The 14387-nt window shown below is 72.0% G+C and carries 10 protein-coding genes and 1 pseudogene; 8 read left to right on the forward strand and 3 right to left on the reverse strand.

Going from position 1 to position 14387, the window contains the following annotated elements; genetic code table 11:
- The first annotated feature begins 9 nt into the window (after positions 1-9).
- From ACF088_RS09105 to ACF088_RS09120, 4 genes are all read left to right on the forward strand, one after another.
- Positions 10-6375 (forward strand): amino acid adenylation domain-containing protein, encoded by a 6366-nt coding sequence (locus ACF088_RS09105; protein ID WP_392374744.1) that lies wholly within the window; start codon positions 10-12, stop codon positions 6373-6375.
- A 74-nt stretch (positions 6376-6449) separates the two neighbouring features.
- Positions 6450-6674 (forward strand): MbtH family protein, encoded by a 225-nt coding sequence (locus ACF088_RS09110; protein WP_392374745.1) that lies wholly within the window; start codon positions 6450-6452, stop codon positions 6672-6674.
- On the forward strand, positions 6671-7498 hold the full coding sequence (locus ACF088_RS09115) for a thioesterase II family protein (protein ID WP_392374746.1): 828 nt from the start codon (positions 6671-6673) through the stop codon (positions 7496-7498). The genes ACF088_RS09110 and ACF088_RS09115 overlap by 4 nt, the downstream gene beginning before the upstream one ends.
- Positions 7495-8469 (forward strand): aldo/keto reductase, encoded by a 975-nt coding sequence (locus tag ACF088_RS09120; protein WP_392374747.1) that lies wholly within the window; start codon positions 7495-7497, stop codon positions 8467-8469. Before ACF088_RS09115 ends, ACF088_RS09120 begins: the two co-directional genes overlap by 4 nt.
- Before the next feature lie 63 nt (positions 8470-8532).
- Here the strand turns inward: ACF088_RS09120 and ACF088_RS09125 are convergent, their stop codons facing one another.
- Both ACF088_RS09125 and ACF088_RS09130 read right to left on the reverse strand, forming a co-directional pair.
- Positions 8533-9756 (reverse strand): MFS transporter, encoded by a 1224-nt coding sequence (locus tag ACF088_RS09125; RefSeq protein ID WP_392374748.1) that lies wholly within the window; start codon positions 9754-9756, stop codon positions 8533-8535.
- 389 nt (positions 9757-10145) lie between these two features.
- The gene (locus ACF088_RS09130) at positions 10146-10838 is read right to left on the reverse strand and encodes a TetR/AcrR family transcriptional regulator (protein WP_392374749.1); all 693 of its coding nucleotides are present in this window, start codon (positions 10836-10838) and stop codon (positions 10146-10148) included.
- A 75-nt stretch (positions 10839-10913) separates the two neighbouring features.
- Between ACF088_RS09130 and ACF088_RS09135 the strand changes: the two genes are divergently transcribed.
- From ACF088_RS09135 to ACF088_RS09150, 4 genes and pseudogenes are all read left to right on the forward strand, one after another.
- Positions 10914-11429, forward strand: coding sequence for an NAD(P)-dependent oxidoreductase (locus ACF088_RS09135; RefSeq protein WP_392374750.1), 516 nt, complete (start codon positions 10914-10916; stop codon positions 11427-11429).
- Positions 11426-11855, forward strand: a pseudogene (locus ACF088_RS09140) (pyridoxamine 5'-phosphate oxidase family protein). Before ACF088_RS09135 ends, ACF088_RS09140 begins: the two are co-directional and overlap by 4 nt.
- Positions 11856-11862: 7 nt before the next feature.
- A complete protein-coding gene (locus ACF088_RS09145) occupies positions 11863-12735 on the forward strand; it encodes a haloalkane dehalogenase (RefSeq protein ID WP_392374751.1) in 873 nt (290 codons plus the stop codon).
- 148 nt (positions 12736-12883) lie between these two features.
- Positions 12884-13180, forward strand: a complete 297-nt coding sequence (locus tag ACF088_RS09150; protein ID WP_392375007.1) for a PASTA domain-containing protein — start codon at positions 12884-12886, stop codon at positions 13178-13180.
- A 25-nt stretch (positions 13181-13205) separates the two neighbouring features.
- On the opposite strand, the gene ACF088_RS09155 is transcribed toward ACF088_RS09150, so the two are convergent.
- The gene (locus tag ACF088_RS09155) at positions 13206-14354 is read right to left on the reverse strand and encodes a Glu/Leu/Phe/Val dehydrogenase (protein ID WP_392374752.1); all 1149 of its coding nucleotides are present in this window, start codon (positions 14352-14354) and stop codon (positions 13206-13208) included.
- Between the last annotated feature and the right edge of the window lie 33 nt (positions 14355-14387).

Below are 14387 nucleotides of genomic sequence, written 5' to 3' on the forward strand. Positions count from 1 at the left end.
AGCTGAGCCATGGCAATCACCGGGTCAAAAAGCGTACCGGCGTGCCACCGGCACGCGGCCGACGGTACGGCCCTGACAGACCTCTTCGAGGCTCAGGCGCTGCGCCATCCCCGCCGCACGGCCGTCAACTACGGTGGCGACAGCCTCGACTACGCCGCACTCGACGCACGCGCCAACCGGCTGGCACGCGTCCTGATCCAGCGCGGGGCGGGACCCGAACAGCTCATCGCCCTCGCCCTGCCGCGCTCGATCGACCTCGTCGTGGCCGTTCTCGCGGTCCTCAAGTCCGGCGCCGCCTACCTCCCGCTGGACCTGCACCACCCCGAGGAACGGCTGGAGAGCATCGTGCAGGACGCCCGCCCGCTGCTCCTGCTCAGCCTCGACCCCCTTGACCTGCACGCCGCGACGCCACGACTGGTGCTCTCCGCCCCGCAGACCGCCGCGGAGCTGGCGGAACAGGACGCGACCGCCCCCACCGACGCGGACCGCACCGCCCCCGTGGGCCCGGACACGGCCGCGTACGTCATCTACACCTCGGGATCCACCGGCCGGCCCAAGGGGGTCGTGGTCAGCCATCGGAACGTGGTCCGCCTCTTCACCCACAGCGCGTCCCACTTCCACTTCACCGAACAGGACGTGTGGAGCCTCTTCCACTCCTACGCCTTCGACGTGTCGGTCTGGGAGATGTGGGGTGCCCTCCTGCACGGCGGAAGACTGGTCGTCGTCCCCTACGACATCAGCCGCACACCCGACCGCTTCCTCACCCTGCTCGCCGAAGAACGCGTCACGGTCCTCAGCCAGACCCCGTCGGCCTTCTATCCCCTGATCCAGGCCGACCGGGACCGGCCCGCACAAGGAGACCGGCTCGCCCTGCGCGCCGTCGTGTTCGGCGGCGAGCCACTCGACTTCGGGAAGCTGGCCGCCTGGTACGAGCGCCACGCCGACGATGCACCGGTCCTGGTCAACATGTACGGCATCACCGAGACCACCGTCCACGTCACCTACACGGCGCTCACCCGGGACGACACCCTCGGCCGGCCCGCCAGCAGGATCGGCACCCCACTCACCGACCTGTCCACCTACGTCCTCGACGAGGCCCTGCGCCCCGTGCCGGCCGGAGTCCCCGGCGAGCTGTACGTCGCCGGGCCCGGCGTCGCACGCTGCTACCTGAACCGGCCCGCCCTCACCGCGGGACGCTTCGTCGCCGACCCCTTCGGGCCGCCGGGCAGCCGCATGTACCGCAGCGGGGACGTGGCGCGCCGGAACGCCCAAGGCACACTGGAGTTCCTCGGCCGCGCGGACCGGCAGGTCAAGATCCGCGGCTTCCGCATCGAGCCGGGCGAGATCGAGTCGGTCCTCACCACCCACCCCGCCGTGAGCCAGGCAGCCGTCGTCGTCCGCGAGGACCGCCCCGGCGACCCCCGCCTGACCGCCTACGCCGTCACCGCCCCCCGGACCGGCGAGGCACCCGATGACACGGCCGCCGAGCAGGTCGGCGACTGGGCGAAGGTGTTCGACTCCCAGTACGCGCGCACGCGCTCCGCCCCTACCCCCGCCTTCGGCGAGGACTTCTCCGGCTGGCACGACAGCTACCTCGACGGTGCATCCCTGCCCGCACCCCACCTGCGGGAATGGCGCGAGGAAACCGTCCGCCGCATTCGCGCCCTGCACCCCGACCGCGTTCTGGAGATCGGCGTCGGCACCGGCCTGCTGCTGTCGCAGCTGGCTCCCGGCTGCCAGGAGTACTGGGGCACGGACGTCTCCCGGCAAGCCGTGGACCTGCTGCGCCGCGAAGTGGCGGCGCGGCCCGCCCTGGCCCCGAGGATCCGGCTGAGCTGCCGGGCGGCCGACACCGTCGGCGAGCTGCCCGCCGGTCACTTCGACGTCGTCGTCCTCAACTCCGTCCTGCAGTACTTCCCGAACCCCGGCTATCTCCACGACGTACTGACGCAGGCCCTCGCGCTGCTCGCACCCGGCGGGGCCCTCTTCGTCGGCGACGTCCGCGACGCGCGCTCCCTGCGCTGCTTCACCACCGCCGTGCAGATGCACCGTGCCGCTGCGGACGACGACACGGCCAGGCTGCGCCGGGCCGTGGAACGCGCCCTGACGCTGGAGGAGGAACTGCTCCTGGCGCCCGACTACTTCCACGCCTTCGCCCGTCGGCAGCCGTCGGTCGCCGCGGTCGACATTCAGGTGCGCCGCGGCCGCCACCACAACGAGATGACCCGCTACCGCTACGACGCCGTGCTGCACAAGACGACGACACCGCCCGCAGCCGGCCAGGACGACGCGACCGTCCGGCTGCGTCGGCCCGACATCGAGGACACCCCGGCCGCCCTCACGAAGTACCTGCGCGAGCACCGTCCCGCGCACCTGCGGATGTCCGCGATCCCCAACCGGCGAACGACCCAGGAGGCCGCGGCCGCCCGGGCCCTCGACGAGGGAGCGACCCCGGCCGAGGCACGGAACCTCCTGTCGGCCGCACCGCACGGGGTCGAGCCCGACGAGCTGTACGCACTCGGTGCGGAACTCGGCTACCAGGTGGCGGTCGCACCGTCGCCGACGGACGTGGCCGCTGTCGACGTCCTCTTCTCCCGCGCCGACACCACCCTGCAGGCGTACGAGCCCGCCGACGACCTGGCCGCACCGGCCGCGTACGCCACCAGTCCGGCAGCGGCGCGCCACGGCACGCGACTGACCGCCGCACTGCGCGCGTACCTGCGCGAACAGCTGCCCGACTACATGGTGCCGACGGCGATCGTGTTCCTGGAGCGGCTGCCCCTGACGGTCAACGGCAAGCTCGACCGGGCGGCGCTGCCCGCCCCGGCCGTCGATACCGGCTCCGGCCGCCCCGCGCGCACGGACCTCGAACGCGAGCTGTGCGAGCTGTTCGGCGAGATCCTCGGCGTCGCGGACATCGGCATCGACGACGACTTCTTCGCCCTCGGCGGTCACTCCCTGCCGGCCACCCGCCTCGTGGCACGGGTACGTGCCGCGCGGGGTACCGAACTCCCCATCCGCGCACTCTTCGACAGCCCCACCGTCGCCCAGCTGGCCGACCGGATCCAGGACCGCGAGTTCGACACCGACACCCGCCCCGCGCTGCGGCGGGCCGACCGCCCCGGCACACTGCCGCTGTCCTTCGCCCAGCGCCGCCTGTGGTTCCTGCACCACCTGGAAGGACCGAGCCGGGCGTACCACGTGCCCTGGCTGCTCCGGCTGACCGGCGAACTGGACACCGGCGCGCTCCGCGCAGCCCTCCAGGACCTCATCGCCCGCCACGAAGTCCTGCGCACGGTCTTCCCCGACCAGGACGGCGAGCCCTGCCAGCGGATCCTCGACCCGGCGGACGCCCCCGCGGCCATGCCCGTACGGCGCATCACCGACGACGCGCTGACCTGCGCCCTCGACGAGGCGATCGACCAGCCCTTCGACCTTGCCGGTGACATTCCGCTGCGCGCCCACCTCTTCTCCCTCGGCACGGGCCGGCACGTACTGCTGCTCCTGATCCATCACATCGCCTGCGACGGCTGGTCCTTCGCCCCGTTGGCCGAGGACCTGATGGCGGCCTACGAGGTTCGCTCCGGGGCCGTGCCCGAGGCCGCTGCCACGCCCCCCGTCCCGGCCGGAACACCCGCCGACGCCCATGCCGCCGACGCCCATGCCGGCGAACGGCCCGGGCCGCCCGTGCAGTACGCCGACTACACGCTGTGGCAGCGCGACCTGCTCGGCGACCCCGGCGACCCGGCCGGCCGGCTGGCCCGCCAACTCGCCTACTGGCGGCAAGAACTCAGCGGTCTGCCCGCGGAACTGGACCTCCCCTCGGACCGCCCGCGCCCCGCGGACCCCACGTACCGGGGCGCGACGGTGCCGGTCGCCTGGGACGCGGAACTGCACCGCGCCCTGGCCGACCAGGCCCACCACAGCGGCAGCAGCCTCTTCATGGCGCTGCAGGCCGCCCTGGCCGCCCTGTTGACCCGGCTGGGTGCGGGACACGACATACCCATCGGCTCACCCGTCGCCGGACGTACCGACCAGGCCCTGGACCGGTCCGTCGGATTCTTCGTCAACACCCTCGTCCTGCGGGCGGACACCTCCGGCTCCCCGAGCTTCCGGGAACTGCTCCACCGCACACGCGACACCGCGTTGGGCGCGTACGCACACCAGGACGTGCCCTTCGAGTACCTCGTCGAGGACCTCAACCCGGCCCGCGCCATCGGCCGCCATCCGCTCTTCCAGGTGTCCCTGGCCCTGCAGAACGCCCCCGAACCCAGCTGGGCCACCCCCGGGCTGAAGATCGACAGCGAGCTCCTGCACCCCGGGGCGGCCCGCTTCGACCTGCTGCTCAACCTCACCGAGCAGCAGACGGCGGACGGCGAACCGGACGGGCTGACCGGATTCCTCGAGTACAGCACCGACCTGTTCGACCGGGACACCGTCCTCGGCCTGGTCGCCCGGCTGACCCTCCTGCTCACCAGGGCGGTGGCCGCCCCGGACACGCCCGTCGAGGCCCTGGACGTCCTGACCCCCGAGGAGCACCACCAGCTGCTGGCGGAACGCACGCGCACCGACCGCCCCCGGCCCGCCACCACCCTGCCCGCCCTCTTCCAGGACCAGGTCGTCCGCACCCCGGACGCGACGGCCGTGATCTGCGACGGCGACCGTCTCACCTACGCCCGGCTCGACGCCCGTGCAGACCGGCTCGCCAGGCGTCTGACCGCCGCCGGAGCGGGACCCGAGCGGCTCGTGGCCCTGGCCCTGCCCCGGTCGGCGGACATGGTGGTGGCCGTACTGGCCGTACTGAAGACCGGCGCCGCCTACCTTCCCCTGGACCCGCGCCACCCCGCAGGGCGCATCGCCCTGGTCCTGGACGACGCGGCCCCCGTCTGCGCGGTCGCCACCGACGAGACCACCGCACTGCTTCCCGGCGGCTCTCCCGACGGCCTTCCCGTTCTCCGCGTCGACGGCCTGGCGGATGACGGCCTGGCGGATGACGACCTCGCCGACGCACGCGTCGCCGACCACGGCCGGCCGCAGGCACCGCTCCCCGGCAACACCGCGTACGTGATCTACACATCCGGGACGAGCGGCCGCCCCAAGGGCGTGGCGGTCCCGCACTCCGCTGCAGTGAACCTCGCGCTCTGGGCCCGCGGCACCTTCGGGCGACAGGGGCTCTCCCATGTCCTGGCCGCCACCTCACTGACCTTCGACGTCTCCGTCTTCGAGATCCTGTGCCCCCTGCTGTGCGGCGGCAGCATCGAGATCGTCCGCGATGTGCTGGCGGTGGCGGAGCGCCCGGCAGGACGTTGGACGGGCAGTCTGATCAGCGGTGTGCCGTCGGCCGTGGCCAACCTCGTCGGTCACCACGACGTGGACCTCAAGGCGGAGACCGTGGTATTGGCGGGCGAAGCACTGCCCGCCCATGTCGTCGCGGAACTGCGGACCGCCGTCCCCGGCGCCCGAATCGCCAACATCTACGGGCCGACGGAAACGACCGTCTACGCCACGGCCTGGCTGGGTGAGGACTGCGGCCACCGCACTCCGCCGATCGGCCGCCCCCTCGACAACACACGCGTCCATGTGCTGAATCGGCACCTCCAGCCCGTTCCGCCCGGTGTGGCAGGTGACCTGTACATCGCGGGCGCCGGACTTGCACACGGATACCTCGGCCGCCCCGCGCTGACCGCGGAGCGCTTCGTCGCCGATCCCTTCGGCGGCCCGGGAGAGCGGATGTACCGCACCGGCGATCTGGTCCGTCGCCACCGGGACGGCTGCCTGGAGTTCATCGGGCGGACGGACGACCAGGTCAAGATCCGTGGATTCCGAATCGAACCGGAGGAAGTGGCGGCGGCCCTGACCGGCCACCCCGGCGTCGGCCAAGCGGCCGTGACCGTACGGGAGGACCGGCCGGGCGACAAGAAGCTGGTCGCGTACTACGTGCCCAGCCGCGGCACGCGGGACGCGGTGGCTCTCCGGTCGGGGCCCCAGCAGGAGGAACTGCGTACGCACCTGGAACGGACCCTGCCCGCGTACATGCTCCCCGCCGCCTTCGTCGAGCTCGACCAGCTGCCCCTGAACGCGAACGGCAAACTCGACCGCCGCGCCCTGCCCGCACCGGACACCGCGGGACACGGGGCGGGGCGGACCCCGCGCACGCCGGACGAGAAGGCACTGTGCGACCTGTTCGAGCAGGTTCTCGGGGTGCCCCGGGTCAGCATCGACGACAGCTTCTTCGATCTCGGTGGGCACTCCCTGCTCGCCACCAAACTGGTCGCTCGCATACGGGCCGACCTCGATGCGAGCATCCGCGTCCGGGCCCTCTTCGAAGCGCCCACCGTGGCCGGCCTCGCCGCGCGTCTGCACGCAGAGGCATAGACGCACAGACGCCACAGAGACAACAGACGCCCAGACGCGCCATTCCCGACTCCGGGAGACAAGGAGGCAGAACCGTGCCGAACCCTTTCGAGGACCCGACGGGATCGTTCCTTCCCCTGGCCAACCATGAGGGCCGGCACTCGCGGTGGCCTGCGTCCGCCGAGGTGCCGGCGGGCCGGCCCGCCGTGTTTGGCCCCGACAGCCGCGTGGCCACCCTGGAACACGTGGAGCGCACCTGGACCGACATCCGTCCCGTGTCCCTCCACAGTGACGGTCTGCCGTACGGGGAGCGGCAATGACCCAGCACGCCTCGTTCCCGGTCCTGACGACGCTGACCGACCCGGCGGACGTGGCAGCGGACATCGTGGTCATGCCGTTCGGTGGTGGCGGACTGTCGGTCTTTCTGCCGTGGGCACGGCGACTACCGGCGGCTTGGCGGCTTTCCGCCGTGTGCCTTCCCGGGCGTGGACCGCGCTTCGTGGAGCCCCCGCACACCGATGCGGCATCGGCCGCGCAGGAGGTGGCCGCCGCCGTGCGGTCCCGCCTGGGCGGTACCGGCCGCCCCCTGGTCTACCTCGGCCACGGTCTGGGTTCTCTGCTCGCCCTGGACGTCGCCGCCCTGGTCGAGCCCGACCTGCTGTGCGTGGCGGGCTGCTCCCCTCCGCACCCGAGCACACCCGTGGACCACGGTCGGCTCGACCCCGCCGAACCGGAGCGCACCACCCGGGCGTTCAGTACGTCCCTGGACCCGGCCGACCCGGCGCTGTTGGCGGAGATCATCGAGCTCACCACCCCGGTCCTGCGGGCCGACTTGGAGCCGTACGACGGCCATCTGCCGCCCACCGCACCCCTGTCCTGCGACATCGTCTCCTATTACGGGGACCAGGACGACGTGCCCGCACTCGCCTGGAAGCAACACACCACAGGACGGGCAGCAGTCGTACCGATGCCGGGCGACCACTACTTCGTCCAACGGTCGCCAGGCCCCTTGGTCGCAGATCTGGAACACCGGCTGAACTCTCTCCGATCCACCCGATCCACCCGGTCCACCCGATCCATCCGATCCATCCAATCCGCCCGGTCCCCGGGCTCCCGTCACGAGGTGGAGGCACCCGCATCATGAAGTACGCCAATTTGGGACGCTCGGGGCTCGTCGTCGGACGCCTCGGTCTGGGCACCATGAACTTCGGCCCCCACACACCGGAGCCCGAGGCGCACGCCATCATGAACTTGGCCCTGGACAAGGGCGTGAACCTCTTCGACACCGCCGACATCTACGGCGCGCAGATGGGCGAGGGGATCACGGAGCAGATCATCGGCAACTGGCTCACCGAGGATCCCGCACGTCGCGACCAGATCGTTCTGGCCACCAAGGTCTACGGAATGATGGGCCTCAAGCCCAACTCCGGCCGGCTGTCCGCCTTCCACATCAGGAAGGCGTGCGAGGACTCGCTGCGCCGGCTCCGGACCGACCATATCGACCTGCTGCAGGTGCACCACATCGACCGGACCACACCGTGGGAGGAGACCTGGCAGGCACTGGACCTGCTGGTCGCCCAGGGAAAGGTCACCTACGTCGGCACCTCCAACTTCGCCGGATGGCACCTGGCCAGGGCACAGGAGCACGCCCGGCAGCGCAACACACCCGGCCCGGTCAGCGAGCAGTCCGTCTACAACCTCCTGGAACGCACCGTCGAGCTGGAAGTGCTTCCCGCCTGCCGCGACTACGGCATCGGCCTGCTCCCCTACAGCCCGCTGCACGGCGGCCTGCTGGGCGGAGCGGTGCGCCGCGGCACTGCCGACGGCCGCGCGGCGGAGCCCAAATCGGGCAAGCAGCTGAAGCGGCACCACGATCGGATCGCGGCGTACGAGAAGTGGTGCGCCGACCTCGGTCTGCCGCCCGCCCAAGTGGCGCTGGCCTGGCTGTTGCACCAGCCGGGTGTCACCGCGCCGATCCTGGGTCCACGCGTGGCCGAGCAGCTCGACCAGGGTCTCGCAGCGCTGAAGATCTCCCTGGACAGGAGCCAGCTCAAGGAGCTCGATGCGCTCTTCCCCGGGCCCGGCGGGCCCGCACCGGAGGCCTACGCCTGGTGAGAGGGCCCGACGGGGCGTCGCCTGTCGGGGGCGTCGCCCGCCGGGGGGCGTCGCCCGTCGGTATCAGCGGTGCTCGGCGGGGCTGCTGTCCGCCGTCCGGCGGGATTCGGCCGGACGGCCCTGCTCCACGGGCGGCAGCATCCGCTCGGTGAGCAGTGCCGCGAACGCGGCGACGGTCAGCAGCCCGCCCACCAGGAACGTGGCCCGCACGTCCCAGGCGGGCAGGATGAGGCCGCCGAGCAGCGCCCCGCCCGCGACCCCGGCGTTGAAGGCACCGGAGTTGGCCGCCAGGGCGATTTCGGTACGGCCGGGAGCGAAGCGCAGCATCTGGTTCTGCGTGGCCATGAACACCGGGCCGAGCGAGCCGCCCAGCAGCACCAGGAACGCGACGGCTCCGGCCCGGTCGGTACCGAACGCGTACAGGCCCAGCATGCCGGCCGCCTGGGTGGCCACCGGAACGGCCAGCGTGCCGCGCGGGTAGCGGTCCAGGAGCGGCCCCGTGATCGTCACACCGACCACGCCCGCGATGCCGGAGACCATCAGCAGAGCGCTGACGGAGGTGTCGGAGAAACCGCTCACGTCACCCAGGAACTTCACGAGGTACGTATAGCCCGCGAACGCGCCCGTGACGGACAGGGCGGTGGTCGCCAGCACGATCGTGAACCGCCGCTTGTCGGGTGCCGAACCGTAGGCCGCGTGCCCCTCCTCCGGACGGGACGTCGGGAGCAGAACAGCGATCGTGACGAGGGAGACCAGCCCCAGCCCGGCCAGCACGACGAGCGGGACCTGCCACGCGCTCTGCTGGCCCAGCCACGTACCGAGCGGGACACCCAGCACCAGGGCCAGCGAACCGGCCACCGACAGCACCCCGATCACCCGCCCCCGGACAGCCGGTGCGAACAGGCCGACCGCCACCGGCCCCATCACCGCCCAGAACAGCGCCTGGGCGAGCGCGGTAACCAGCCGGGCGGCCATCAGCAGCCAGTAGCCGGCGCCCAGCGCCGAGATCAGGCTGGACAGGACGAGCGCGGCCAGCAGCACGGTGAGCACTTGGCGGCGCGGCATGGACCGGGTGGTGTGCGCGAGAGGCAGGGAGACCAGGGCGACGGTCAGCCCGTAGGCGGTGACCAGATAGCCCACCGCCGAGAGTGACACCTGCACGTCGGCCGAGATGAGCTTGAGCAGCCCGATCGGCAGGTTCTCCGTGGTGTTGAAAGTGAACGCGGCCAGCATCAGGGCCGCGAGCACGGCCAGCCTGTGCCAGCGTGCCGACGGTGCCGTTGCCATGCAGCCTCTTCCCGCTTGCCTACGTCGATCACACTCCCATTGAACATACACACAACTCATCTGCCTCGTTGGTCACTTGAGGCCACATTGGCCGAGAACGCCATGCTGCAGGGCGGGCAGGAGGGTCCGGGCTCGCGAAGGGTGGCTCGAATTCCCTCCCCGCCGCCAGGATCCAGGTGTATCGACCTGGCGCGTTGTTCACACGGCTGAGGGGTGACTTGCCGTCCGGTGCGGTTCGACGGTCCAGGGGCGGACACCGTCCACGCCGACTCCCCCTGCGCATTCGGAACACACTGCTCGACGTCCTCTGCCGGCCCGCTCCAGGGCCAGGGCAGCAGCTACGGGGAGATCAGCACCAAGACCGGCATCCCGAACACCTCCTTGCACCGTTACGACAGGGGTGGCCGAACCGGAGGCATTGAGGAGGCAAGGCCGGACTGCGCCGCCACCCGAGCCGGTGAGCCACGACGGCCCGCTCCGGTGGCTGCCACGGTGCGCCGCCTCGGGGCCAGTGCCGCGCGCAGCGCCGGTGTGAGCACGTGGCGGGCCTCGGACGGGGTGAGGGCGGCGGGGGTGGGGAGGGGGTTGAGGTAGCGGGTGTAGATGAGGCCGCCGAGGATCGTCACCACAGCCGTGGCGCGGGCGGTCGCGTCCCGGCCGCCGAGAAATTCAACAAGCCGGGTCAGCAGCTCGCGTTCCAGGTATTCGCGGATCACCTCGGCGGCCTCCTCGCCCCGGGTGGTCAGCTGCCGGAAGTCCGCGTCCTCCCACAGGTCCGTCACCGCGTCGATCAGGCGGTCGGGGAGGGTGGCCGGGTCTCCGCTGAGGACGGCGTCCACCGTCAGGGCGTTGGCGCACTGGAACTGCATCACGTCCGCGAACAGGCCCTTCTTCGACCCGAAGTGGTACGCGATCAGCGCCGGGTCGACCCCGGCGGCCCCGGCCACCCCGCGCACGGTGGTGCGCCGGTAGCCGTGCTCCAGGAACAGCGCACGGGCCGCGGAGACGATCGACTCGCGGGTCGGCGGGTTGCCGCGGGGACGGCCTCGGGGCCGGTTGGGTGCGGGGGCAGCGTTATTCATCAGTGGTGAGCCTGCGTTTCGTGATCGGCACAGTCAAGGGCATTCCGGAACCACAGGAAGGGATGCCCCGACACCATGCGTATCGCCCTCTTCGGCCCCAACGGACCGACCGGCCGCCGACTCACCGACCAGGCCCTCGCCGCCGGCCACCAGGTCGTCGCCGTAACCCGCCGCTCCGGCTCCGTCTCCGCACGGCCCGGCCGCACCGTCGCCGTCGCCGACGCCACCGACCCGGCGGCCGGCGCCACCGACCCGGCGGCCGTCGACGCCGCGATCGACGGCACGGACGCCGTCCTGTCCGCGCCGGGCGCCCGCTTCAGCAAGGAGCCCATCACCACCTACTCGGCGAGCGCCACGGCCATCACCCGGGCGATGGCCCGCCACGGCATCAAGCGACTGCTCGCCGTCGGCTCCGGCACCGCCGAGAGCAGCGCCGACGGCGTCTTCACCGCCCGCGCCGAACTCGCCGCCGGCATGCTGCACGAGACGGCGGAGCGGCGCTATGTCCGTACGGCCATGGGCCTCATCACCACGGCCGTGCAGCCGAATCTCGCCAAGCTGCTCTGGAACGAGGGCGTGAAGAAGAAGTGAGCCCGGCGCGCGCCGAACCCGCGGCCGCCGCACGGGAATTCCTCGCCCGCGCCCACACCGCCACCCTCACCACCCTCCGCCCCGACGGCACCCCGCATGTCACCCCCGTCCGCTTCAGCCTCGACCCGGCCTCGGGCCCCGGCCCGGGTGACCACCCGGGCCGGGGCCCGCAAGGCCCGGAACGTGGCGTCCGGGGGTCCGGCGGCCCGGGCCGCGCTCTGCCAGGCGGACGGCTTCCGCTGGATCACCCTCGAGGGCCTGGCCGTGGTCAGTGACGACCCCGAGCGCCTGGCCGAGGCCGTCCGCCGCTACACCGCCCGCTACCACGCGCCGCCGCCCGCCCCGCCCGACCTGGCCGTCATCGAGATCACCGTCGACCGTGTCCTGAGCCTCAACCTCTGCATCCCCGTACCGAAAGCGATGTGACACCACGATGCCCACGACCCCGGTCCTCGACTCCACCATCCACCACCGCGAGTGCGGCGACCACGACGGGCTGCCGTTCGTCTTCCTGCACGGCAACCCCACCTCCTCCCACCTGTGGCGGAACGTCCTGCCGGGCGTGGCCGCGCCCGGCCGCCGTCTGCTCGCCCCCGACCTGATCGGCATGGGCGACTCCGGCAAGCCCGACCTCGCCTACTCCTTCGACGACCACGCCCGTTACCTCGACGCCTGGTTCGACGCCCTCGGCCTCGACGAGGCAGTCCTCGTCGGCCACGACTGGGGCGGCGCCCTCGCCTTCGACCGGGCCGCCCGCCTCCCGGGCCGCGTCCGCGGACTCGCCTTCACCGAGACGATCGTCAAGCCGCTCTACGGCGATGAATTCCCCGAGGCAGGCCGGGAGTTGTTCACCCTGCTGCGTACCCCCGGCGTGGGCGAGGAGATGATCCTGGAGAAGTCGCTGTTCATCGAGGGGCTCCCGGACACCCTCGCCACGCCGCTCGCCACTGCCGACCTGGAGGTCTACCGCCGCCCCTTCCCGACCCCACGGAGCCGCCGCCCGGTGCTGGCGTGGACGCGCATGATGCCGCTGGACGCCGAGCCCGCCGACGTCGTGGCCCGTATCGAGCACTACGACGCCTGGCTGGCCGCCAGCCCCGACGTCCCCAAGCTGCTCGCTGCGTTCGAGCCGGGCCCGGGTGCCATGACCGACCGAGGGGCCGTGGCCTGGTGCGAGGAGAACATTGCGGGCCTGGAGGTCTCCCGCCACGGTGTCGCCGGTCACCACACCCCGGAGGACCGCCCCGAGGAGCTGGCCGCGGCGATCAACGCCTGGGCCGGCCGCCACGGGCTGGCGCGGCAGTAGGTGCCGTCGATCACGGCGGCCCGAGTCCGGTTGACCGCGCACGGCCGGCCGGTTTCGTTCCCTTCCTTGATCCTCGGCATCTGATGATCCTTGAGCCGGGACAGTGAACCCCGAGGTGACCGTTGCGCATGGTGATCGTTCTCCGGTGATGAACAGAATCGTCACTGCCTCGGTCCTTTCCCTCTGCTGCCTGGTTCCGGCCGTTCCGGCCCATGCCGACGGCCCCAGGACGATGCCGCAGGTGGCAGGCCAGGGGCTGGTCTCCGCCTACGAGGCTCTCCGCTACGACACCTCCGTTCAGCTCAAGGACGGGCGCGGCGCCGGCCGCCATGTGCTGTGGCCGGCGGGCTGGAAGGTCTGTGCGCAGGATCCGGCGGCGGGCACGGCTCTGCGGGGCCGGCGGGTCACGCTCACCGTGGTCAAGCGCACGGAGTCGTGCCGCTAGTGCGGCGCGGGTTCCGCCGGCCGTATCAGTCGCGTGGGATGCGCCCCTTGCTGTGCATGGCGGTGCGGACGCGGTCCTCGGCCAGGCGGCGGCCGGCGGCGTGCGGGGTGATGTGCTGCAGCCGGGCCTCGTCCAGGACGGTCATGGTGTTGGCGCGCAGCCGCGCGGAGACCGTCTCGACGATGGTGGACGTGTCGGGCCGGAACCCGGAGTAGCGGGCGTCCATCGCGAAGGCGGCTGCGACGACACCGCCGGCGTTCGCCACGAAGTCGGGGAGCACGGTGATGCCGCGCTCCGCGAGGATGCTCCGGGCTTCGGCAGAGGTGGGCAGATTGGCGCCCTCCACGACGAGCTTCGCCTTGATGTCGCGCGCGGTGGTGTGGTCGATGACGTCCTGCAGGGCGGCGGGCACCAAGATGTCGCAGTCCACGGTGAGTTCGCGGCCCGGAGCGAGCGCGGTGCCGGAGGAGTGGCGGGTGACGAAGTGGTCGCCGTGCTCGTCGCGCGCCGCCAGCAGAGCGTCGACGTCGAGACCGCTGGGGTCGTGCAGCGCCCCGTGGGCGGTGGACACCGCCACGACGGTGGCACCGAGGGCGGCGAAGCGGCGGGCGGCTGCGCTGCCGACCGCACCGAAGCCCTGCAGGGCCACCCGGGAGCCGGCCATCGGCAGTCCCTGGTGGCCTGCCGCGGCGTCGGCTGCCTCGGCAACGCCGTAGCCGGTGACTCCGAGCTTGTCGTAGGCCACGCCACCGAGGTGCGCGGGGGTGCCGACGGCGGCGCCGCGGTCGCCCAGTTCGTCCTGGATGATGGCGGCGTCATCTTCGGTCAGGCCCATGTCGAGGCCCATCACATACTCGCGGGGCACCTCGTTGGACAGCGCGCGGGCGAAGGCACGCAGCACCGCCTCCTTGTCGCGGGAGGCCGGATCGGCGACGATCCCGGCCTTGGCGCCGCCGTAGAAGAGGTCGACGGCGGCCCACTTCCAGGTCATGACGCGGGCCAGCCGGGACACCTCGTCGACGGTCACGCCGGGGCTCATCCGGGTGCCGCCCTTGCCGATGCCGCGAGCGGTGTTGTCGATCACCAGGACGCCCTTCATACCGGTGCGCCGGTGCGAGACGACGACGATCTTCTCGGGGCCCCACTCGTCGACGAGGGAGAGTGCATCAGTCACGGTGTGTTCCTTGTCGGTAGGAAGGGAGAGGGA

Source organism: Streptomyces sp. NPDC015125 (assembly GCF_043080045.1).
Classification (GTDB): Bacteria; Actinomycetota; Actinomycetes; order Streptomycetales; family Streptomycetaceae; genus Streptomyces.

What these genes read in the sequence shown, in the direction of transcription:
- ACF088_RS09105 (WP_392374744.1), top strand. Translation starts at nt 10, where the DNA reads ATGGCAATCACCGGGTCAAAAAGCGTACCGGCGTGCCACCGGCACGCG.
- ACF088_RS09115 (WP_392374746.1), top strand. Translation starts at nt 6,671, where the DNA reads ATGACCCAGCACGCCTCGTTCCCGGTCCTGACGACGCTGACCGACCCG.
- ACF088_RS09120 (WP_392374747.1), top strand. Translation starts at nt 7,495, where the DNA reads ATGAAGTACGCCAATTTGGGACGCTCGGGGCTCGTCGTCGGACGCCTC.
- ACF088_RS09125 (WP_392374748.1), bottom strand. Translation starts at nt 9,756, where the DNA reads ATGGCAACGGCACCGTCGGCACGCTGGCACAGGCTGGCCGTGCTCGCG.
- ACF088_RS09130 (WP_392374749.1), bottom strand. Translation starts at nt 10,838, where the DNA reads ATGAATAACGCTGCCCCCGCACCCAACCGGCCCCGAGGCCGTCCCCGC.
- ACF088_RS09135 (WP_392374750.1), top strand. Translation starts at nt 10,914, where the DNA reads ATGCGTATCGCCCTCTTCGGCCCCAACGGACCGACCGGCCGCCGACTC.
- ACF088_RS09145 (WP_392374751.1), top strand. Translation starts at nt 11,863, where the DNA reads ATGCCCACGACCCCGGTCCTCGACTCCACCATCCACCACCGCGAGTGC.
- ACF088_RS09150 (WP_392375007.1), top strand. Translation starts at nt 12,884, where the DNA reads ATGAACAGAATCGTCACTGCCTCGGTCCTTTCCCTCTGCTGCCTGGTT.